The organism is Exiguobacterium sp. UBA1053, assembly GCF_002316465.1.
GTDB lineage: Bacteria > Bacillota > Bacilli > Exiguobacteriales > Exiguobacteriaceae > Exiguobacterium_A > Exiguobacterium_A abrahamii.
This window is the reverse complement of the sequence record NZ_DCDO01000013.1, coordinates 666433-689516: the sequence shown is the minus strand read 5'-3', so window position 1 is coordinate 689516 and position 23084 is coordinate 666433. Positions and strand designations below refer to the sequence as shown.

Annotated in this window: 24 protein-coding genes and 1 riboswitch; all 24 genes read left to right on the top strand. The window is 49.2% G+C overall.

Translation table 11 applies throughout. The features are described from left to right. Positions 1–5 precede the first annotated feature (5 nt). The 24 genes from B3G15_RS11215 (at position 6) to lipA (ending at position 23025) form a co-directional block, all read left to right on the top strand. Entirely contained in the window at positions 6–1196 is a 1191-nt protein-coding gene (locus B3G15_RS11215; RefSeq protein WP_058264685.1) for an acetyl-CoA C-acetyltransferase, read from the top strand. Further along, positions 1193–2977 (top strand): acyl-CoA dehydrogenase family protein, encoded by a 1785-nt coding sequence (locus B3G15_RS11210; protein ID WP_290720963.1) that lies wholly within the window; start codon positions 1193–1195, stop codon positions 2975–2977. Before B3G15_RS11215 ends, B3G15_RS11210 begins: the two co-directional genes overlap by 4 nt. A 75-nt stretch (positions 2978–3052) precedes the next feature. Further along, positions 3053–3505: a DinB family protein gene (locus B3G15_RS11205; RefSeq protein ID WP_290720960.1), complete on the top strand. Its 453-nt coding sequence runs from the start codon at positions 3053–3055 to the stop codon at positions 3503–3505. Positions 3506–3539: 34 nt separating this feature from the next. Beyond that, positions 3540–3902: an arsenate reductase family protein gene (locus B3G15_RS11200; protein WP_023469169.1), complete on the top strand. Its 363-nt coding sequence runs from the start codon at positions 3540–3542 to the stop codon at positions 3900–3902. Between the two features lie 64 nt (positions 3903–3966). After that, the gene (gcvH, locus tag B3G15_RS11195; RefSeq protein ID WP_029342437.1) at positions 3967–4350 is read left to right on the top strand and encodes a glycine cleavage system protein GcvH; all 384 of its coding nucleotides are present in this window, start codon (positions 3967–3969) and stop codon (positions 4348–4350) included. 98 nt (positions 4351–4448) lie between these two features. Continuing rightward, the gene (locus tag B3G15_RS11190) at positions 4449–4730 is read left to right on the top strand and encodes a thioredoxin family protein (RefSeq protein WP_023469167.1); all 282 of its coding nucleotides are present in this window, start codon (positions 4449–4451) and stop codon (positions 4728–4730) included. Positions 4731–5269: 539 nt separating this feature from the next. Next, positions 5270–5908 carry a class I SAM-dependent methyltransferase gene (locus tag B3G15_RS11185; protein ID WP_215147271.1) on the top strand — a complete coding sequence of 213 codons (639 nt, stop codon included), beginning with the start codon at positions 5270–5272 and terminating at the stop codon, positions 5906–5908. A gap of 3 nt (positions 5909–5911) precedes the next feature. Continuing rightward, positions 5912–6376, top strand: coding sequence for an S-ribosylhomocysteine lyase (locus B3G15_RS11180; protein ID WP_023469165.1), 465 nt, complete (start codon positions 5912–5914; stop codon positions 6374–6376). Further along, a complete protein-coding gene (locus B3G15_RS11175; RefSeq protein WP_290721755.1) occupies positions 6373–7296 on the top strand; it encodes a PLP-dependent cysteine synthase family protein in 924 nt (307 codons plus the stop codon). The genes B3G15_RS11180 and B3G15_RS11175 overlap by 4 nt, the downstream gene beginning before the upstream one ends. After that, positions 7289–8455, top strand: coding sequence for a bifunctional cystathionine gamma-lyase/homocysteine desulfhydrase (locus B3G15_RS11170; protein ID WP_035396375.1), 1167 nt, complete (start codon positions 7289–7291; stop codon positions 8453–8455). The genes B3G15_RS11175 and B3G15_RS11170 overlap by 8 nt, the downstream gene beginning before the upstream one ends. Positions 8456–8512: 57 nt before the next feature. Continuing rightward, a riboswitch (SAM riboswitch) is annotated at positions 8513–8617 on the top strand. 78 nt (positions 8618–8695) lie between these two features. Continuing rightward, positions 8696–9718, top strand: a complete 1023-nt coding sequence (locus B3G15_RS11165) for a methionine ABC transporter ATP-binding protein (protein ID WP_023469162.1) — start codon at positions 8696–8698, stop codon at positions 9716–9718. Next, on the top strand, positions 9715–10380 hold the full coding sequence (locus B3G15_RS11160; RefSeq protein WP_064299452.1) for a methionine ABC transporter permease: 666 nt from the start codon (positions 9715–9717) through the stop codon (positions 10378–10380). Before B3G15_RS11165 ends, B3G15_RS11160 begins: the two co-directional genes overlap by 4 nt. Positions 10381–10412: 32 nt before the next feature. Then, positions 10413–11246, top strand: a complete 834-nt coding sequence (locus tag B3G15_RS11155) for a MetQ/NlpA family ABC transporter substrate-binding protein (protein ID WP_050678660.1) — start codon at positions 10413–10415, stop codon at positions 11244–11246. 79 nt (positions 11247–11325) lie between these two features. Next, positions 11326–12576: an MDR family MFS transporter gene (locus B3G15_RS11150; protein ID WP_290720949.1), complete on the top strand. Its 1251-nt coding sequence runs from the start codon at positions 11326–11328 to the stop codon at positions 12574–12576. A 133-nt stretch (positions 12577–12709) separates the two neighbouring features. Continuing rightward, a complete protein-coding gene (sufC, locus tag B3G15_RS11145; protein ID WP_023469158.1) occupies positions 12710–13495 on the top strand; it encodes a Fe-S cluster assembly ATPase SufC in 786 nt (261 codons plus the stop codon). Positions 13496–13513: 18 nt separating this feature from the next. Further along, the gene (gene sufD / locus B3G15_RS11140) at positions 13514–14791 is read left to right on the top strand and encodes a Fe-S cluster assembly protein SufD (protein ID WP_023469157.1); all 1278 of its coding nucleotides are present in this window, start codon (positions 13514–13516) and stop codon (positions 14789–14791) included. Position 14792: 1 nt separating this feature from the next. Further along, complete coding sequence (locus tag B3G15_RS11135; RefSeq protein ID WP_035396382.1) at positions 14793–16016, top strand: cysteine desulfurase; 1224 nt, start codon at positions 14793–14795, stop codon at positions 16014–16016. Continuing rightward, entirely contained in the window at positions 16006–16440 is a 435-nt protein-coding gene (gene sufU, locus B3G15_RS11130; RefSeq protein ID WP_023469155.1) for a Fe-S cluster assembly sulfur transfer protein SufU, read from the top strand. The genes B3G15_RS11135 and sufU overlap by 11 nt, the downstream gene beginning before the upstream one ends. 36 nt (positions 16441–16476) lie before the next feature. Continuing rightward, positions 16477–17874, top strand: a complete 1398-nt coding sequence (gene sufB, locus B3G15_RS11125; RefSeq protein ID WP_023469154.1) for a Fe-S cluster assembly protein SufB — start codon at positions 16477–16479, stop codon at positions 17872–17874. Positions 17875–17959: 85 nt separating this feature from the next. Beyond that, a complete protein-coding gene (locus tag B3G15_RS11120; RefSeq protein WP_290720941.1) occupies positions 17960–18511 on the top strand; it encodes a dihydrofolate reductase family protein in 552 nt (183 codons plus the stop codon). A gap of 146 nt (positions 18512–18657) precedes the next feature. Then, positions 18658–19731, top strand: a complete 1074-nt coding sequence (locus B3G15_RS11115; RefSeq protein ID WP_290720938.1) for an acyltransferase — start codon at positions 18658–18660, stop codon at positions 19729–19731. Between the two features lie 166 nt (positions 19732–19897). Next, the gene (locus tag B3G15_RS11110; RefSeq protein WP_064299457.1) at positions 19898–20740 is read left to right on the top strand and encodes a DUF72 domain-containing protein; all 843 of its coding nucleotides are present in this window, start codon (positions 19898–19900) and stop codon (positions 20738–20740) included. Positions 20741–20761: 21 nt separating this feature from the next. Next, complete coding sequence (locus tag B3G15_RS11105) at positions 20762–22063, top strand: bifunctional metallophosphatase/5'-nucleotidase (RefSeq protein ID WP_290720934.1); 1302 nt, start codon at positions 20762–20764, stop codon at positions 22061–22063. 62 nt (positions 22064–22125) lie between these two features. Beyond that, positions 22126–23025, top strand: coding sequence for a lipoyl synthase (gene lipA, locus B3G15_RS11100; RefSeq protein WP_023469150.1), 900 nt, complete (start codon positions 22126–22128; stop codon positions 23023–23025). Positions 23026–23084 lie beyond the last annotated feature (59 nt).

Genomic DNA, 23084 nt, shown 5'->3' with positions numbered 1-23084 from the left:
TTCGGATGAAGGAAGCAGTAATCGTCGCCGGTGCACGGACACCGGTCGGAAAAGCAAAAAAGGGCGCATTCAAATCGATGCGCTCGGATGAATTAGCAGGCATCGCCATCCAAGAAACGTTGAAACGGTCCGGTTACACGGGAGCGGTCGATGACGTCATTCTCGGATGTGCCTTACCGGAAGCAGAGCAAGGGATGAACATCGCCCGTTACGCTTCAGTCCTCGGTGGTTTATCCCATGAGGTACCGGCAATAACGATCAACCGGTATTGTTCAAGTGGACTACAATCGATCGCTGACGCAGCGATGAAGATCATGACGGGGCAAGCAACTGCGGTCGTCGCCGGAGGACTTGAATCGATGAGTCAAGTCCCGATGCCAGGTCACGTCGTCCGACCTAATCCGTCGATCGTCGACACGGCACCGGAATACTACATGAGCATGGGGCATACAGCGGAGCAAGTCGCTGCGACCTACAATGTCTCACGGGAAGATCAAGATGCGTTTGCGTTGAAGAGTCACCAAAAAGCAGCGGCAGCCATCGCGGCCGGTAAGTTTGCTGACGAAATCGTCCCGGTAACGGTGACGGAACAATTCGTCAATGATGAACTGAAAATCGAAGAGAAGACATTCATCGTCGAACACGATGAAGGCGTTCGTCCGGATTCGTCACCGGAAGGTCTTGCGAAACTTCGCCCAGCGTTCCGCCTCGGCGGTAGCGTCACAGCAGGGAACTCTTCGCAGACGTCAGACGGTGCGGCTGCTGTCCTCGTCATGGAACGGGAAGAAGCAGAACGCCAAGGGTTACCGATTCTCGGAAAGTTCAAGTCGTTTGCGGTCGGTGGTGTCCGTCCGGAAGTGATGGGAATCGGACCGGTCGTCGCGATTCCGAAAGCACTTGAACTCGCAGGCATCACGCTTGAGGACGTCGGATTGATCGAGTTGAACGAAGCGTTCGCATCGCAGTCACTCGGTGTCATCCGCGAGCTTGGATTAAACGAAGACATCGTCAACGTCAACGGTGGAGCGATCGCCCTCGGTCACCCACTCGGTTGTACAGGAACAAAACTCACATTGACGCTCTTGCATGAAATGAAACGTCGGAATGTCCAGTATGGTGTCGTATCGATGTGTATCGGTGGCGGAATGGGCGCAGCAGGCGTATTCGAACTAGTTGAAGGAGGAACAGGACAATGAGCCAAACGACAAACGAATTAATCAAAGGTGGCAGTTTCGTATTAGATGAGTTAGCACCAGAACGTCTCTTCACACCAGAGGATTTCTCGGAAGAACACAAAATGGTCGGTGACATGACAGCGAAGTTCGTCGAAGATCGTGTCGTTCCTGTCCTTGACCGAATCGAAAAACACGAGTTCGAATTATCAGTCGGTCTCCTCCGTGAAGCAGGCGAATTAGGTCTACTCGGTGCAGACGTTCCGGAAGCATACGGCGGCTATCAGATGGATAAGATTTCGTCTTCGATCATTACGGAAAAGTTCGCGCGCGGTCGTTCATTCGCCCTCAGCTACGGCGCACACGTCGGAATCGGTTCGTTGCCAATCGTCTTCTTCGGTAACGAAGAGCAAAAGCATAAATACTTGCCAAAACTCGCTTCAGGGGAGTGGATCGCTTCGTACGCGTTGACGGAACCAGGCTCTGGTTCGGATGCTCTTGGTGCCAAAACGACGGCTGTCTTGAACGAAGCTGGTACGCACTACATCTTGAACGGTGAAAAGCAATGGATCACGAACGCTGGTTTCGCAAGCTTGTTCGTCGTCTACGCAAAAATCGACGGTGACAAGTTCACAGCCTTCCTCGTCGAAGGATCGTATCCAGGCGTCTCGACAGGCGTCGAGGAACAGAAGATGGGAATCAAAGGATCATCGACACGGACGTTGATCTTACAAGATGCAGAAGTACCAGTCGATAACGTCCTCGGTGAGATCGGACGCGGTCACGTCATCGCCTTCAATATCTTGAACGTCGGTCGTTACAAATTAGCTGTCGGTGCTGTCGGTTCATCAAAACGGGCGATTGATCTCGCAGTCCAGTACTCGAACGAACGGAAACAGTTCAAGACACCAATCAGCTCGTTCCCATTGATTCAAGAAAAACTCGCGACGATGGCAGCACAGACGTATGCGATGGAAAGTTCGGTCTACCGGACAGGTGGTCTGTTCCAAGACAGCCTCGATCAGTTGTCAGAAGAAGAGAGCAAGGACGGTAAGAAAATCGCTGATGCAATCGCGGAGTACGCGATTGAATGCTCAATGAACAAAGTCTTCGCTTCGGAAACATTTGATTATGTCATTGATGAAGCGGTTCAGATCCATGGTGGTTACGGCTTCATGGCAGAATATGAAGTCGAGAACATGTACCGTGATTCACGGATCAACCGGATCTTCGAAGGAACGAACGAGATCAACCGTCTTCTCGTTCCAGGAACGTTGCTGAAGAAAGCGATGAAAGGCGAGTTGCCGTTGCTTGCGGAAGCACAGCGTCTGCAACAAGAAGTGATGAGCTTCATGCCGACAGAAATCGGAACAGCACCACTTGATCGCGAACGCCACTTACTCGCGATGATGAAGAAGATCTTCTTGTTGACTGCCGGAACGGCGGTCCAAAAATACCAGGACAAACTCCAAGGCGAACAAGAGATCTTAGCGAACACAGCTGACATCATGAGTGCGATCTATGCGCTCGAGTCAGCGATCGTCCGGACGGACAAAGCGATTACCGACAAAGGAATCGAGAAGAGCGAACTGAAAGTCCGTTACACGGAAGTCTTCGCACAACAAGCGTTCGAAGCTGTCGAGCGTGACGCGAAAGAGACACTCTACGCGGCAGCAAGCGGCGACGAACTCCGGATGTTGCTCTCGGCGCTGAAAAAATTCAGCCGTTACCAGCCAATCAACGTCATCGGTACGAAACGCGACATCGCAAAACGTCTCATCGAGTCAAACAAATATACGGTCTAAGTCAGGTTTACCGCTTCGCCTTTGCAGGGAAAATCTCTGTAAAGGCGAAGTTTTTGGTTGGAGGAGGAAAACGAGATGCGCCAAGAATTGGTTGAACTGCATTTTGCGATTGCCTACTATCAATCCCTTGAACGTTTGTCGCCGGAAGAATGGGATCTGCCGCTTGCACTTAATAAGTGGACCGTCCTTGAGTGCGTCAGTCATCTGTATTTATGGGACCGGTTTTATTACGATCATGCCATCTCGAAGTTACCGGATGAACCGTTGACGCTCGTCGAGACGGATTTTGATCAGTTCAATCGACTGGCGGTCGAATATGCGCATCATATCGATCCGCTTGCTTTGTTGAAAAAAGCGATCAGCGTCCGGCGTGACATCGTCAATCACCTCGATCGTTTGTCTGACGAGCAGTTTGAAGCAACCTATGAGGATTTCCGACCACTTACATTCGTCGAGTCGTTCGTTGCCCATGACGCGCATCACCAAGATCAGATTGACGGGGCGCTCGCACGCTTGAAGCAGAAGTGATCCATCTGCTACTCTTGAAGTTGAGGTGAGGAACATGACAAAAACAGTCACGATGTACGGCTATCCGAAATGTAGTACGTGCGTCAAAGCAAAAAAAGCACTCGAACAGCACGGTGTCGAAGTGGATTACAAACATATCGTCGAGGAGACACCATCTGCAACGACGATTCAGGAACTTCATCAAAAGAGTGGAGAGCCACTGAAGAAATTCTTCAACACGAGCGGTCAATCATACCGTTCGCAAGGGATCAAGGACAAACTTCCAGAGCTATCAGAAGACGAGCAATACAAGTTACTCGCAAGTGACGGCATGTTGTTGAAGCGTCCGATCGTCACAGACGGGAAAGACGTCACGATCGGCTTCAAGGAAGAAATGTATCAAGGAAAATGGTATTAAGTTCAGAGTCGATTTTGGTATACTGAACACGTTAGTCCAAATTAGTCCACAGGGGGAATCGGAAATGAGTCAAGTAAAAGACAACTTACGCTATTCGGAAGAACATGAATGGGTCGAAGTATCAGGAAACAAGGCGCGCATCGGAATCACGGATTTCGCGCAACACGAACTCGGGGATATCGTCTTCGTCGAATTGCCTGAAGTCGGAGATACGATCTCAGCAAACGAGCCATTCGGTTCAGTCGAGTCGGTCAAGACAGTCTCGGAGTTATACGCACCGATCTCTGGTAAAGTCGTTGCCATCAACGAAAACCTTTCGGATTCCCCAGAACTCGTCAACGAGTCACCATTCGAAGGTGCTTGGATGGTTGACATCGAAATCGAAGATGCTTCACAAGTCGAGGCATTGATGGACGCTGCGGCGTACAAATCGATGATCAACGAGTAATACTTAACGAAAAGAGAGTGAACGAGGCGCTTGCGTTTCGTCCGCTCTCTTTTTTTTGTATACTGACGACAGATACCACGAAGAAAGGAGCGACCGTCATGCAAGAGGTCACGACCGTCCCGGAAAACGGGCTATTGTATGTCTATGCACCGATGTGCGGGACATGCGCCATCGCGGAGCGTATGCTCGATATCGTCGAAGCGACGGAATCAGGTCAATCGATTCAGAAGGCGAACGGGAATTTCATTCCGGATTTCTTAGAAGAAGCCCGTGTCATGAGTGTTCCTGCGTTGTTGAGAATTGAAGAAAATCAAGTCGTAGAGCGCCTTTATGCTTTCCAGTCCGTTCAAAACGTCTTTGCTTTCTGTCAAGAACGGTAAGAAAAGTCCAACTGGATTTTTCTTTTTGTTAAATTGTCGGAATATTTACAATAATCCGTTGACAACGCAGAAATATGAATGGTATATTCATAACAACTTCTAGAAATGCATTATAGGAAGTCTAGCAGAGATGATCGTTCAATACGATTCAAGTCCTGAACCCTTTCTCCCATCCTAAGCCGGTGTATTGTTTCCCCTTAAGTCGTCCCCCAAAGACGAAGCGGTGCAATGAACGGGTGGTGGATCGAAAGGACCGATCAGGAAGTGAACGTAAGCTGGCGATCATGTCGAACAGGCGCCGTCCTCCATGCGGAAGAGCGAACAATTCCGAATGGAGCTGGGTTTTCCTTCGTAGCATTTCTAACCACATTATTCGTGTTGTCGGTTCGCCGGCAACGCCTTTTTTTTGTTTTCTGGAAGTTTTTCGAGCCGGTCGCTTGCCAGGATAGAATCTCCTTGCTACAATGCGAATAAGGAAAATTACTTTAATTCATATCCGATTACTCGGAATTAACTGGTGAGATGGAGGACGACAAGGCATGACAGTACGTTTTATGGATGTTTTCACAGAATGGGCATCAACGTATGACGAGACAGTAACCGGACACGATCCGGAATATAAAGAGGTTTTTCGTCGATACGATGAGATTTTGGATACAGTAGCGGATAAAGCGCAGTCGCCGGTCATTGAATTCGGAGCAGGCACAGGGAACCTGACACAACGTCTTCTGGCACGTCACGACGCCGTACTCGCCGTTGAACCAAGTCCGGAGATGCGGGCAATCCTGACGGAAAAGATTCCGTCGCTTGATGTACAGGATGGTCACTTCCTCTCGTTCGAGGCGAAGGGAGCACGCAGTTTTGTTTCGACGTATGCGTTTCATCATCTAACAGATGAGGAAAAGGGAGAAGCAATCGAACTGATGGCATCACATTTACCGGCAGACGGAAAAATCGTCTACGCGGATACGATGTTCGTCTCAGAAGAGGCGCGCCTGCAAACGATCCGTGAAGCACGTGCTCAAGGGTTTGATGCGTTAGCGGAAGATCTCGAACGCGAGTTTTACCCGTTGATTCCAGTCATGGAAGAATTGTTTACATCACGGGGATTCACTGTTAAATTTATACAATACAATCACTTCGTCTGGCTCGTAGAAGCCGAGAAAATGGGGGAATAAATCATGGCACTTCAAAAAATGAACGTCGAAAGCTTTAACCTGGATCATACGAAAGTCAAAGCACCTTATATCCGCGTCGCGGGTTATAAAGAAGGTAAAGTCGACCAAGTCGTCAAATACGATATCCGTTTCACACAACCAAACGTTGAGCAAATGCCGATGCGTGCGATGCACACACTCGAGCACTTACTTGCTGAAAACATCCGTAACTACTCGGATGATGTCATCGATGTCTCGCCGATGGGATGCCAAACAGGTTTCTACATGGCGATGATGAACTTCGACTCGGTCGAAAAAATGAGCGAACTCGTTGAGAAGACGTTGAAAGACGTCCTCGCAGCAGAAGAGATTCCAGCGCAAAACGAAGTCCAATGTGGATTTGCGAGCGCACATGACCTCAAAGGAGCGAAGCACTATGCCGAGAAAATGCTTGCCGGTCGTGATGAATGGGACATCGTCTTCGGATGATCGCGAACAACGTCCGCGACCTCGTCGGAAACACACCACTCTACGAGATCACTTCATTCGATTTGCCTGCTGGTACGCGCATTTTGGCGAAGCTCGAATGGATGAACCCTGGGGGCAGCGTCAAAGACCGCCTTGGCATTCAACTCGTTGATGCAGCAATCGAAAACGGACATGTGACACCAGGCGGTACGATCATCGAGCCGACAGCCGGGAATACCGGCATCGGCTTGGCGCTCGCCGCTAAGAAATACGATCTCCAAGTCATCTGTGTCGTTCCGGAAAAATTCAGTCAGGAAAAGCAGACGTTGATGCGGGCACTCGGCGCAACCGTCGTCAACACGCCGACTGAACTCGATATGCAAGGGGCGATCGACCGGGCAAAAGAACTCGGTCAGGAAATTCCGAACAGTTACGTTCCGTTACAATTCGAAAACGAAGAGAACCCAGTCACGTATCAGCGGACACTCGGTCCTGAGCTGATTGCGGACTTGCCGCACATCGACTGGTTCGTTGCCGGTTGTGGTTCAGGTGGTACGTTCACCGGAACAGCGGACTTCTTAAAACAACGTCTCGGTACAAAAGCAGCAATCGTCGAACCGGAAGGCTCCGTCTTAAATGGTGGTCCAGCCGGTCCTCATAAGACAGAAGGCATTGGAACAGCAAAATGGCCAAGTCTCGTTCCGCGTGAACTCGTCGACGAGATTCATACGATTTCTGACCGCGATGCATTTGACGCGGTTCATACACTCGCTGCTCGCGAAGGATTACTCGTTGGTAGTTCAGCAGGTGCAGCGCTCGTTGCTGCGCTTGATATCGCGAAGCGTCACCCCGGCAGTACGATCGTCACCGTCTTCGCAGACAGTGCCGAACGCTACTTGAGCCAACAAATCTTTGAAAAGGTGGACGAAACTCATGCGTAAGAAGACAGCATTGATTCATGGAGGAACAGGTGTCGACCGGGCAACAGGAGCCGTCACACCTCCGATCTATCAAACAAGCACATACAAGCAGGATAAAATCGGTCAACTCAAGGACGGATACGAATACTCACGGACAGCGAACCCAACACGGACGAGCATCGAACGATTGATTGCGGATCTCGAAGGTGGCGCACGTGGTTTTGCCTTCGGTTCTGGGATGGCAGCGATCCATGCCGTCTTCCACTTACTTGAGTCTGGCGACCACATCGTCATGACCGATGACGTCTACGGTGGTACGTTCCGCTTGATGCAACGCGTCTTACCGAAGTTCAACATCGAAGTGACATTCGTCGATACGACGGACCTTGCGGCAACGGAAGCAGCGATTCAAGACAACACGAAGATCGTCTACGTCGAAACACCGACGAACCCGTTGTTGAAAGTTACGGACATTGAAGCAATCGCAACAATCGCAAAACGTCACGATCTTAAACTCGTCGTCGACAACACGTTCGCGACACCATACCATCAACAACCACTCGCACTTGGTGCAGACATCGTCTTGCACAGTGCGACGAAATACATCGGCGGACATTCGGACGTCGTCGCTGGACTTGTCGTCGTCAAAGATGATGCGCTCGGCGAAGAGCTGCACTTCATCCAAAACTCGACAGGCGGCGTGCTTGGACCGCAAGACAGCTTCTTGCTCGTCCGTGGTCTTCGTACACTCGGTATCCGGATGGATGCGATCGAAGAGACAGCACATGATCTCGTTGCGTTCCTACAAGCGCAAGATATTGTCTCAAACATCTTCTACCCGGGACTTGCATCGCATCCTGGTCACGACATCCAAGCGAAACAAGCGACTGGATTTGGTGGGATGATCAGCTTTGATGTTGGTTCAGCAGCGAACGCAGAAAAACTCGTCGAGGCGACACACTTCTTCACACTTGCTGAAAGTCTTGGTGCCGTCGAGAGTCTGATTTCCGTTCCGGCACGGATGACGCACGCGTCGATCCCAGCAGAACGTCGGGCAGAACTCGGTATCACGGACGGTCTCGTTCGGATTTCAGTTGGACTTGAAGACGCAGAAGATTTGAAAGAAGACTTAACACGTGCTTTCACGTTCCTCGAAAAAGTTTCTGAAAAAACTGTTTGACAACAAAAATAACCCCTGCTAATATTCAGAATATATTCTACAAACTTAATACCGAAACTCTTATCGAGAGTGGTGGAGGGACTGGCCCGATGAAACCCGGCAACCGCGGATCTAATCCGAAGTGGTGCTAATTCCAGCAGACAAAAGTCTGGGAGATGAGAGCAAATGGTTTTGTGTACTGAAAAGTGCGCGCGTTTGCTCTAAAACGCGCGCACTTTTTTTATTTTAGGAGGGACAGTTGTGATTCGTTTACAAGACGTAGGAAAGATTTATCGCTCAAAGCGCGGAGCGGTCGAAGCCGTCGCGAATGTCGATCTGACAATCGAGCGCGGTGAAATTTTTGGAATAATCGGTTATTCCGGAGCAGGGAAATCGACTCTGATCCGATTACTGAATATGCTCGAAGCACCAACGAGTGGTTCGATCCAAATCGATGGTGTTGAAATGACATCACTGAAACCAAAAGAATTACGAGGCGTCCGCAAGAATGTCTCGATGGTCTTCCAACACTTCAACTTACTATGGTCACGGACGGTTGAAGAGAACATCATGTTCCCACTCGAGCTAGGTGGCTTCCCGAAAGCACATCGCAAGGAACGGGTAGCGGAACTGATCCAACTCGTTGGTTTGGACGGACGCGAAAAAGCTTATCCGTCACAATTATCCGGTGGTCAAAAACAACGTGTCGGTATCGCTCGGGCACTGGCATCGAACCCGGACGTTCTCTTATGTGACGAGGCAACAAGTGCACTCGATCCGAAGACGACGGACTCAATCCTTGAGTTACTCGTCGACATCAATGAAAAACTGAAACTAACGATCGTCTTGATCACACACGAGATGCACGTCATTCAAAAAATCTGTCACCGGGTCGCCGTCATGGAAGCCGGTAAAATCGTCGAGCAAGGACCGGTCGCAGAAGTCTTCCGTCATCCGAAGCAAGCGATGACGAAGGAATTCGTCAAACAATTGACGTCACCGTCAGAGAACGAGTTAACGTTCGCGAAACTACGCGAACGCTACCCAACCGGAAAAATCGTTCAGTTGACGTTCGTCGGATCGACAGCGGAAAGCCCGATCCTCGCGGAAGTCATGAAGGATTCACCGGTCCTGTTCAATATCATCGGCGGAAACGTCGGTCAATCGCAGGAAGGGGCACTCGGTACACTGTTCATTCAGTTGATCGGGGAAACAGAAGCAACACAAGCGGTCATCACGAAGCTTCAAGCCAGTGATGTTGAAGTGGAGGTGGATCACCGATGATTTCATTCTTTGACAACCTAGATTGGGACATGGTGTGGGAAGCGACAGGCAGTACCGTCTATATGACGGCAATCGCTGGGGTTTCGACATTCGTTCTCGGTTTGATCATTGGTTTACTATTGTATGCGACAAACGAAGAGTTATTGTTCAAGAATCGGGCGTTCTATTCAGTGTTGAGCTTGATCGTCAACGTCTTCCGTTCGATTCCGTTCATCATCTTACTGATCTTATTGATTCCATTTACGACAGCGATCGTCGGTTCGTTCCTCGGACCAACGGCAGCATTACCGGCACTGATTTTCGGTGCTGCACCATTTTACGGTCGGATGGTTGAACTCGCGTTACGTGAAGTCGATAAAGGTGTCATCGAGGCAGCTGAATCGATGGGGGCGACGAAGTTCCAAATCATCTATAAAGTCTTAATCCCGGAAGCGTTGCCTGCCATCGTTTCTGGTATCACGGTCACACTCGTCTCACTTGTCGGTTATACGGCAATGGCCGGAGTAGTCGGCGGAGGTGGACTTGGGGACATGGCCTTCATCGAAGGATTCCAGCGTTCTCAAAACGATGTCATCGTCATTGCGACACTCTTAATCTTAGCGATCGTCTTCGTCATCCAAATCATTGGTGATTTGCTGATCCGTGCGATCGATAAACGTTAATTCAAATTTTATTCATATTGGAGGAATCATTCATGAAAGTTTGGAAAAAATTCGTAGGTACTGCTGCTGTATCCGTCTTAGCAATCAGCCTTGCTGCATGTGGCGAAAAATCATCAGGATCAGGTAGCGACGACAAAACACTCGTCGTTGGTGCATCAAACGTACCGCACGCTGAGATTCTTGAGCACGTTAAAAAAGAATACGAAGCAAAAGGTTACAAGCTTGAAATCAAGAAGTTCCAAGATTACGTACTTCCGAACAAAGCACTCGCTTCAAAAGAAATCGATGCGAACTACTTCCAGCACGTACCGTATCTTGAGCAACAAGAGAAAGAAAACAAATCATATAAGTTCGCGAACGCAGGTGGCGTCCACGTTGAACCACTCGGTATTTATTCGAAGAAATACAAATCACTCGATAAGTTACCAAATGGTGCAACGATCCTGACGAGCTCAAACGTCGCGGAACGCGGTCGTGTCTTGACGTTCCTTCAAAATGAAGGATTGATCAAGCTTAAAGACGGTAAAACAACAGATGCACAACTCGGTGATATCGCAGAGAACCCGAAGAAACTCAAGTTCAAGACGAACATCGAAGCATCACTTCTTCCGCAAGCTTATAAAAACAATGAAGGCGACGCTGTCCTCATCAACACGAACTATGCGATCGATAACGGTCTGAACCCACTGAAAGACGCGATCGCTTCAGAAGATGAGTCTTCACCATACGTCAACATCATCGTCACACGTGACGGCGATGAGAAAGACAAGCGTGTCACAGCACTTCTTGACGTTCTGCACGAGAAGAAAAACCAAGATTGGATCCTCGACAAGTACAAAGGTGCGGTCGTTCCAGTCAGCAAATAAGTTCACCGAAACCGGCATCCTTCCTATATAATGGAAGGATGCTTTTCATTTGTCTGAAACAGGGGTTAGGGGGAATCATATGCAACGCATACGTCAACTGCATCCGTTGACACTCGGGGTCTTGTTCGGGACGTTTTTCTCGCGTCTCGGAACGTTCATCACGATGCCGTTCTTCGCCATCTACATGACGACCGTCCTGAAGTTTGATCCGGTCGATGTCGGCTGGGTGCTCAGTATTTCGGCGATCGCCAGTCTCGTCATGAGCTTCATCGGTGGTACTTTGTCAGACCGTTATGGACGGCGGACGATGATGCTTGCCGGAACGATTGGGTTCGCGGTCGTCTTCATCGCGCTGGCACAAGTCGAGACATTCTGGGCATTCTTTACGCTCAGTGCCTTGAACGGGGTCTGTCGCTCGATTTTTGAACCGTCCGCCCGTGCCCTGATCAGTGATACGACGGACGAAGCGAACCGATTGTTCGTCTTCAATATCCGTTACGCGATGATCAACATCGCAGCAGCGATCGGACCGGGAATCGCCTTGCTGCTGAGTGCAGGGAACACGTCCGCGACGTTTTACATCACGGCGTTCGTCTATATCGTGTACGGGGTGATGATCGGTATCTTATTCAAACGCTATCCAATCACCGAGACGCATGGTGGGAAAAAGGTCTCGTTTGGAGCAACGGTTCGTCTGTTGCGGACGGATATCGCCTTTACGCTGGCACTTGCCGGCATCATCTTCGGGGTCTTTGGCTACAGCCAGTTCAACTCGACCTTGCCACAGTTCTTGACGGAAACGTCACTCCTTGAAGGCGGGAAGACACTCTATGCGATCTTAATCACGATCAATGCAATCACCGTCTTGATCGTCCAGTATCCAATCATGAAGTTTGGTGTCAAGACGTCACCACTCGTCTCGATCACGACCGGGATTGCGACTGTTGCGATCGGATTGTTCATCATGGGAAATGCGAACGCGATCTGGTTGATGATCGTCGCGATGTTCATCTTCACGTGCGGGGAAGTCATGATGTTCACGATGACTGATATCTTAACCGATCGGTTCGCGAAGCCAGAATTACGGGGCAGTTATTTCGGGGCGATGGGCTTGACGTCGATCGGACAATCAATCGGTCCGATCGCCGGAGGACATTTGTTAAGTTTATATGGAGCGGACCGTCCGTTACCGATTTTCGGGATATTAGCGGGCTTGACATTATTCGGAATACCACTGCTCTTACTGTCACAACGGATTCATCGGGCTTCGACGATCGAGGAACTCGAGGAACCGGTGAAACTTTCGAATGATTCTCAACAAAACGCATGATTTTGAGAAAAATCAACGAGCGATGACGCTTGAATAATACGCGATGTTTCTTTAAGATTAGAATGATACTAAATTAGTAACGCTCGTGTTCTGAATCGTCAGTCACGAAATGAATAGATGGAGGGATTCTAACATGAAGGCTTCACACTTGAAGATTGAAGATCTACACGTCGCGATCGACGGCAAGGAAATCTTGAAAGGCGTCAACTTGGAAATCAAAGGCGGGGAAATCCACGCGGTCATGGGGCCAAACGGGACAGGTAAATCAACACTCGCATCAGCATTGATGGGTCACCCATCGTACGAAGTGACATCTGGTTCAGTCACACTCGACGGCGAAGACGTCCTCGACATGGAAGTTGATGAGCGCGCACAAGCGGGTATGTTCCTCGCAATGCAGTACCCAAGCGAAATCAGTGGTGTCACGAACTCCGACTTCCTTCGTTCAGCGATCAACTCGCGCCGCGAAGAAGGCGATGAAATCTCACTCATGAAGTTCATCCGTGAGCTTGATTCACAAATGGGTCTTCTCGAGATGCCTTCAGAAATGGCACACCGTTACCTCAACGAAGGTTTCTCTGGTGGAGAAAAGAAACGTAACGAAATTCTTCAGATGATGATGCTTAAACCAGCGATCGCGATTCTTGATGAAATCGATTCAGGTCTTGATATCGATGCATTGAAAGTCGTCGCAAAAGGTGTCAACGAAATGCGTTCACCTGAATTCGGTTGCTTGATCATCACGCACTACCAACGTCTCTTGAACTATATCGAGCCAGACTTCATCCACATCATGATGGGCGGAAAAATCGTCATGTCTGGTGGTAAAGAACTCGCACACCGTCTCGAAGCAGAAGGTTATGACTGGGTTAAAAAAGAACTCGGCATCGAAGACGTCGAAATCGAAACAAAAGCGTAAGACGAGGGAGGAAGCATGATGACTGTAGAACTGAATCTTGCAGTAAATCGCGAGGCAGTGGCAGAACGTGCGACTCGCTTAGGGGAACCATCTTGGATGGTCGCAAAGCGTCAAGACGCGCTTGATCTTGCCCCAACGCTCGCATTGCCAAAAGTAGAAAAAATCAAGATCGAAGGCTGGAACTTCACAGAAGGTACGACGGAACTCGAAACCGTCACTGGTCTTTCTTCAGATATCGAAGCATTGATCGGCGAAAACCGTGATCACATGCTCGTCACGCGTAACGGACAACTTGTTCACGCGCAAAACAGTGAAGCGGCGAACGGCGTCATCTTCACGACGCTCGAAGACGCATTAAAACAACACCCGGAACTCGTCGAGAAGTACTTCATGACGGAAGGTGTTCAAGTTAACGAAGATCGTCTTGCGGCATTAAACGCAGCACTTCGTAACGGCGGTACGTTCCTTTATGTACCAAAAGGCGTTAAGCTTTCTGTACCGATGCAAGCGATCTACACGCTTGAGCAATCAGGCGCAGCGCTTTACCATCACGCGATCATCGTCGCAGATGCGGACAGCGAACTGACGTATATCGAAAACTTCGTCTCTTATGGTGATGAAGCGCACAACGTCAACGTCGTCACAGAAGTCTTCGTTGAAGACAACGCAAAAGTCCTCTTCGGTGGTGTCGACACGCTATCAAAAGGTGCCATCACGTATATGAACCGTCGTGGTGTCGTCAAACAAGGCGCGAAGCTCGAATGGGCACTCGGTCACATGAATGACGGTCACACGGTTACAGAAACGAAAACACACCTCGTCGGAAACGATTCGTTCTCAGATACGAAAGCCGTTACGGTCGGTCGTGGAGAGCAAAAACAAAACTTCAACGTCCGGACGGACCACTTCGGTAAAGGATCAGAAGGTTTCATCTTGATCCACGGTGTCCAAAAAGACGCAGCAACATCTATCTTCAACGGAACGTCGATGATCCATCACGGTGCTTCGAAATCAAACGGCGTTCAAACAGAACGTGTCCTCATGTTGTCTGAAAAGGCACGTGGTGATGCGAACCCAATCCTCTTGATCGATGAGGATGACGTCATGGCAGGACACGCGGCATCTGTCGGTCGTGTCGATGAACTACAACTCTACTACTTGATGAGCCGTGGCCTTTCACGGAAGGAAGCAGAACGCCTCGTCGTTCACGGATTCCTCCAGCCAGTCGTCTCGGAACTTGCGATTGACTCGGTGAAAGAACGTCTCGTTCAAGTCATCGAAGGGAAAGTAAACTAATATGGGAATCGATGCATCCATCCGCAATCAGTTTCCGATCCTCGACCAACAGGTCAACGACCGGAAACTCGTCTATCTCGATAGTGCGGCCTCTTCGCAGAAGCCGCTCGTCGTCATCAATGCGATTGACGACTACTATAAGACGATTCATTCGAATGTGCACCGTGGCGTCCATACGCTCGGAACACGAGCGACGGATGCGTACGAAGGTGCGCGTGAGAACGTTCGTCGTTTCATCCAGGCGCAACACCATGAAGAAATTATCTTTACCCGCGGCACGACGACGGCGATTAACATCGTCGCGTCAAGCTACGGCATGGAGCATGTCGAAGAAGGCGACGAAATCGTCGTCACGTACCTCGAACACCATGCGAATCTCATTCCGTGGCAACAAGTCGCTAAACGCAAAAAAGCGAAGTTGAAATACGTCGATTTGACAGCTGATGGTCGCGTGACGGTCGAAGCGGTCGAAGCACAACTGTCCGACCGGACGAAGATCGTAGCGATGGCACATGTCTCGAACGTTTTAGGTACGATCAATCCGATCAAAGAAGTCGCGCGTCTTGCGCACGCTAGAGGTGCCGTCATGGTCGTTGATGCTGCGCAAAGTGCGCCACACCAACGGATCAATGTCACGGATCTCGACTGTGACTTCCTCGCTTTCTCCGCACACAAGATGTGTGGTCCGACAGGCGTTGGTGTCCTTTACGGGAAAAAGGCATTACTCAATGCGATGGAACCCGTCGAATTCGGTGGTGAGATGATTGATTACGTTGGTCTTGAAGAGTCGACGTTCAAACCGTCTCCATATCGTTTCGAAGCGGGTACACCAATCATCGCTGGTGCCGTTGGTTTATCGGCAGCGATTGATTTCTTAGAAGAGATTGGTTTAGAGAACGTCGAAGCACACGAACGTGAACTCGCGCAGTACGCGATGGCACAAATGCGTGACATCGACGGACTAACGATTTACGGTCCGGAAGAACGCGTTGGACTCGTCACGTTCAATCTCGGTGATGTCCATGCACATGACGTCGCAACCGTCCTTGATATGCAGGGAATCGCGGTTCGCGCCGGTCATCACTGTGCACAGCCCTTGATGCGTTGGCTCGGAGCGAGCTCGACGGCTCGCGCTAGCTTCTATCTCTACAACACGAAAGAAGAGGTTGACGCACTCGTGACAGGACTTCGCCAAACGAAGGAGTATTTCAGTCATGGATTTTAACAATCTCGATCACTTGTATCGTCAAGTGATCATGGATCACTATAAAACTCCCCGAAATCGCGGTGCGATCGAGGGGGGCGTCACGATCGACATGAACAATCCGACGTGCGGCGATACGATTCGTCTCCAGCTCGCGATTGAAGACGATGTCGTCCGTGATGCGAAATTTGACGGGGAGGGCTGCTCGATCAGCATGGCGTCTGCTTCAATGATGACGCAACTCGTCAAAGGTAAGACTATCGAAGAAGCCTTACGACTCGCGGATATCTTTTCGGACATGGTCCAAGGAAAAGACTATGACGACGAATCGTTCGACCTCGGGGACGTCGAGGCACTCTCGGGTGTCACGAAATTCCCGGCACGGATCAAATGTGCGACACTTGCCTGGAAGGCGCTCGAACGCGGCGTAGAAGAAGGGAAGTAAACTTCGGTCACAAGCAAGTAAGAGGAGGAAATGAACATGGCAAAGAACATGCCGGAAATTGGCGATTATAAATATGGTTTCCACGATCGCGATATCTCGATCTTCCGTTCTGGACGCGGCTTGACGACTGAAGTCGTCGAAACGATCTCGAAAATGAAGGAAGAACCACAATGGATGCTTGATTTCCGTTTGAAATCACTCAAGATCTTCAACGAACAAGCAATGCCAGCGTGGGGTGGCGATCTCTCAGAATTGAACTTCGACGACATCACGTATTACGTTAAGCCGTCTGAACGTGCAGAGAAATCGTGGGATGAAGTACCAGAAGAAATCAAACGTACGTTTGATAAGCTCGGTATCCCTGAAGCAGAGCAAAAATACTTGGCAGGTGTCTCGGCACAGTACGAGTCAGAAGTTGTCTATCACAACATGAAAGAAGACCTCGAAGAAATTGGTGTCGTCTTCAAAGATACAGATACAGCGTTAAAAGAGAACGAAGATATCTTCCGTGAGTACTTCGGAAAATTGATCCCGCCAACAGACAACAAGTTCGCAGCACTGAACACAGCGGTCTGGTCAGGTGGATCGTTCATCTACGTACCAAAAGGCGTTAAAGTCGACACGCCGCTTCAAGCCTACTTCCGCATCAACTCGGAAAACATGGGTCAATTCGAGCGGACGTTGATCATCGTTGATGACGAAGCATCAGTTCACTACGTCGAAGGATGTACAGCACCGGTCTACACGACGAACTCGCTTCACTCAGCGGTCGTTGAGATCTTCATCAACAAAAACGCTTACTGCCGTTACACGACGATCCAAAACTGGGCGAACAACGTCTACAACCTCGTTACGAAGCGTGCGATCTGTGAAGCTGGCGCAACGATGGAATGGGTCGATGGTAACATCGGTTCGAAACTGACGATGAAATACCCAGCCGTCATCCTCAAAGGTGAAGGTTCACGTGGTATGACATTGTCAATCGCAATCGCTGGTAAAGGTCAACACCAAGATGCGGGTGCGAAGATGATTCACTTAGCACCGAACACATCGTCGACGATCGTCTCGAAGTCGATCTCAAAACACGGTGGTAAAGTCACGTACCGCGGTATCGTTCACTTCGGACGGAAAGCGACAGGTGCACGTTCGAACATCGAATGTGATACGCTCATCATGGATAACCAATCGACGTCGGATACGATTCCGTACAACGAAATCCTCAATGATAACATTTCGCTCGAGCACGAAGCGAAAGTCTCGAAGGTCTCGGAAGAGCAATTGTTCTACCTCATGAGCCGCGGGATCTCACAAGAGGAAGCAACGGAAATGATCGTCATGGGCTTCATCGAGCCATTCACGAAAGAACTTCCAATGGAATATGCGGTCGAAATGAACCGTCTCATCAAGTTCGAGATGGAAGGTTCAATCGGATAATTCGTCTTACTCTCTCATCTACGGATGAGGGAGTTTTTTTCATGAAATGGTTATTCGGGTAAAGAGTGAAAAAGGAGGGATTACTATGCGTGACATCGTCTATTCCTTTCAAGTCTCGCTCGACGGTTATATCGAAGATGCGTCAGGTAGGATTGATTTCGCTTCACCAGACGCAGAATTACATCAGTATTTCAATGACTACGAGAAAGCGTTCGATACTCATGTCTATGGACGTCGTTTGTACGAGATGATGCAATACTGGGAGACAGCGGATCAGGAAGACGAGCCGATTGTCGTTGAGTATGCGAAAACCTGGCAATCGCTTGAGAAGGTCGTCTTCTCGCGGACGCTTGATTCCGTCACAGGAAATGCGCGTCTAGCGAATCAGTCGCTTGCCGAGGAACTTCAAGCACTAAAAGCATTGCCTGGAAAACAGATTGCGATCGGTGGGGCGACGCTTGCTTCTGAAGCAATTGAGCTTGGACTCGTCGATCGCTATCATGTCGTGATCTACCCCGTTCTGCTCGGTAGTGGAAAACGGATGTTTCCGGTATTTGATCAACCACAGACGCTACGGTTAGTCGAAACACGCGTCTTTGCTTCCGGATGTATCGCGTTATCTTACGAAAAAATCTAGTCTTCACAAAAAAGAGTCTCTTATTTCAAAAGGGATTCTTTTTCGTTACATCCGATAAAATTTGGATATTATCATTTAATTTGGACGAAAATAGATTATAATAACTTTTGTGAAAAAATATATAAACATGATTAAGGTGTGAAAAAATGAAATTTTATCAAGAAATTCCTGTCATTCGATCGATTGCGGCAATCATGGTCGTCGCTGTCCATGTCATCGCCGGTTTGTATCATTCGAAAGGGGAATTCCAAAATGAAGCGATTGGTTACATCGATCAATTTTCTCGGATTGGTACGCCGATCTTTGCCATCATCAGTGCGTTTCTGTTGATGTCGATGGTCCAGCGCAAAGGATTCGATTTCGGAACATTCGTCAAGTCACGTTTCTCTAAAATCTTTATTCCTTACCTGATTTGGAGCACGATCTACCTCGTGTATCGTTATCATGTAGAAGATAGTTTAAAACCAGGTATGCCGCTATCGGATTACTTCCTTTATGGAACAGCAAACTTCCATCTGTACTTCATTTTGACGGTACTTCAGTTTTATGTCGTATTTCCGGTACTTGCACGACTTAAGAAAGGAACATTGCTGCTTGTCGCGACAGTGGCGGCGATGGGCGTCAACTACTTCTGGCTGACTTCAGGAAACTTAACGACAGACATCGAGTTTCTTGATCGACTCGTCAATAGCCGATCTTTCTTACTCAATTGGATTGCCTATTTCATGATGGGGATTACATATGCCGTCTATTATGAAGAGATTCAACAGATTCTAAAGCGTCATCGGACAATCTTATTGCTGATCAGTGGATTGATCATCCTTGATATTTGGGTCAGCATCGACCTAGAACGGACGTACACGTCGACGAACATTTCGAACCTTGTGTACATCCCGTTCGTCCTCGTCGTCTTGAACTACGTCTTCCGCCGTGTCCAGACGGATGCGACAGCGATGCGCATCTTCCAGACGATCGGAACGCATTCGATGGGGATTTACCTGATTCATCCGCTCGTCATTCGCGGAATCGGTCGAACGGATCTCTTCGCTTACTTCGACTCTGCGAGTATGTTCATTTGTGCGATGATCGTCACGCTTGCGGCTTCGATTTCTGTCTCTTATGTGATCAGTCTATTGCCGTACGGAAACTATATCGTTCCAGTTCCAAAACGAAGAGCTCCTGCTCCGAAAATCGTCGAGACACAGTCTACTGCTTCATGATGAGAACGGTGACTAGGCATCCTTTTCCTTCCTGCATGAGTAGGGAGGAGAGGATGTCTTTTTTCTGAAAAAAGAGTGTTTGCTTAGGAAGCATCGAAGAAGAAATCCCGGATTCTGCTATGCTATGATGAATAGGTAGAATAGAACATACGAGGGGGAAGAGAGCATGATATATATCGGTGTCACGGGCTGGGGAGATCATGATAGTCTCTACTTGACCCCGCAAGATCGTAAAGAGAAACTGGCTGCCTATGCCGGTCATTTTCCAGCGGTCGAGGTCGACTCGACATTCTATGCGATTCAACCGGAACGAAACTATGAGAAATGGACATCCGAGACGCCGGACGGGTTTCGCTTCATCGTCAAGGTTCACCGGGCGATGAGTGGGCACGACCGGGATAACAAAGATCCGCTCGGACCGATTTTTGAACAATATATCGCGTCGATCGAACCGATGCGAAAGAGTGGAAAGATTGCGGCGATCCTCGTGCAGTTGCCGCCCTGGTTCGATGTCAGCAAAATGCACTTGGAATATTTGCAAACGATTCGAAAATCACTTGCCGGACTGCCGGTCGCGATCGAGTTCCGAAATCCATCGTGGTATTCGGAAGCTTATCGTGAGAGAACGCTCCGTTTTCTGAAGGAACATCAGTTCATTCATACGATTTGTGACGAACCGCAGACGGAAGATGGTTCCGTACCATTCGTACCGGTCGTGACGCAGGAGACGGCATTCATCCGCCTCCACGGACGAAATAAAGCCGGTTGGTTAAAGAAACCCGGTCAAAGCAGCGAAGATTGGCGAAAAGTCCGCTGTCTCTATCGGTATTCGGAAGACGAGCTACAAGAACTCGCAAGTCACGTCCGCGACGTTGCAGCGGAAGCAAAGGATGTCTATGTCTTTTTTAATAACAACTCAGCAGGAGATGCTGCCCCGAATGCGAAACGATTAATCGAGATTCTCGATCTCGACTATGAACTCGCGCCGCGACAAATCTCTTTGTTCTAAATCATCAAGGGGGGCTTCTGCATGAAGTTACACATCATTCACTATAATGATTTGCACTCACACTTCGATATGTGGCCTCGCTACATGTCCTTCGTCAAGGAACACCGGACGTACGATTCGCTCGTTTTTGATCTCGGCGATCATGCTGACCGTGTGGATCCAGCGACGGAAGCAACAAAAGGAAAGATCAATACGCATCTACTGAATGCGTTGATGCCAACCGCCGTGACGATCGGGAACAATGAAGGCATCACGTTTCCACATGACTGGTTAGCGAATCTCTACACGGAAGCGGACTTTCCGGTCCTCGTCTCGAATTTAGAAGCACCGTTTGCCAAACAAGGGGTCATTCACGAATTACCGACCGGCAAAGTCGGCGTCTTTGGTCTGACGGCACCGTATATTGAACTATACGGTTTACTTGGTTGGACGATCGAAGAACCGTTTGACGTCGCAGCGCGTGAAATCGAGCGGTTGCGCCAAGAAGTCGACGTCTTGATTTGCTTAAGTCACCTTGGTTTCTATCAAGACGAAGAACTGGCGATGCGTTTTCCAGAACTGGATTTGATCATCGGTGCGCATACGCATCATGTCCTTGATGACGGTGTCGTTAAGAATGGTGTCTTGATCACCCAAGCCGGTAAACATGGTCAGTATGCGGGTGAAATTTATATGAATACGGACACTGGCGAGAAGGAAGCGGTCCTTCACTCCTTGCACGATTACGCCGAGGATGAAGCGACGGCAAAATTGCTCGACCGGGAACAATATCTGGCGGAACAACAGATGAAGGAGCCGATTGGCGAGACATCGGGTCTAGCCAATGACTGGTTCAGCGAGTCGCCATTCTCACAATTGCTTGTCGAGACGATGCGCGACTGGTGTGATGCGGATATCGCTTGTGTTCCGGCAGGCATTCTGCTTGGGTCACTTCCACCAGGTCCTGTCTCTGCCTTTGATTTACATCGACTCTGCCCGCACCCGATCAATCCCTGTAAAGTGACGATGACCGGAGTGGAAGTCCAAGCTTTCCTCGACGAAGTCAAAACAGATCAGTTCGAACAACTAAAGGTTCGTGGTCTCGGTTTCCGTGGTAAGTTGATGGGGCGGATGCATTATGCTGGTTTGGCGGAACATCAACCGCTTGAGCCAACGCGAAACTATACGGTCGTCTTGCCGGATATGTTCACATTCGGTCCACTCTTCCCAGCGATCAAAGAAATGCCAAAAGAATATTTCATGCCGGAATTGTTACGGGATTTATTGTTCGAACGCTTATCGGAGAAGTCGGAATATAATGAATTGCATGTTCGCAAACCCTGATTGTTTGTTATACTAAAGCAGACATTAATTGACTTTTTGGGGATGAAGGGGGAAGCGAAACCATGGGACGCGGAGAAATCCAACGTAAACCGGAATGGTTGAAAATCAAGCTGAATACGAATGAAACCTACACAGAATTAAAAAGTATGATGCGCGAGAAAAAGCTACATACTGTCTGTGAGGAAGCAAAGTGTCCGAATATCCACGAGTGTTGGGCGGTACGCCGGACGGCGACGTTCATGATTCTCGGAAGTATCTGTACACGTGCGTGCCGTTTTTGCGCCGTGACGACAGGACGTCCAAACGAACTCGATCTCGAAGAACCAAAACGTGTCGCGGAATCCGTTCGATTGATGAACCTGAAGCATGCGGTCATCACAGCGGTTGCTCGTGACGATTTGAATGATTTCGGAGCAGGCGTTTACGCTGAAACTGTCCGTGAAGTGCGTCGGATGAACCCAGAGACATCAATCGAAGTCTTGCCTTCAGATATGGGCGGGAACTTTGAAGCGTTGAAAACGCTGATCGATGCACAACCAGACATCATGAACCACAACATCGAGACGGTCCGCCGTCTGACGCCGACCGTTCGTGCGAAAGCCACTTACGACCGGACGCTTGAATTCCTTCGTCGTTCGAAGGAACTCGCACCTGAAATTCCAACGAAGTCGAGCTTGATGCTTGGTCTTGGTGAGACATGGGAAGAGATTCTTGAAACGATGGATGATCTTCGCGCAAATAACGTCGACATCATGACAATCGGTCAGTATCTCCAACCGACGAAAAAACACCTCGACGTCATCAAATACTATACACCGCAAGAGTTTGCTGAACTGAAGCAGATCGCCCTCAGCAAAGGGTTCTCGCACTGTGAGGCAGGTCCACTCGTTCGTTCGTCGTATCACGCGGATGAGCAAGTCAACGCAGCGAAAAAGAATAAAACAGCACTTCCGATCGACTAATAATCAAAAACCGTTCGAGCAGTTGCTCGGACGGTTTTTCGTCTGCCAGGCGAAATGGA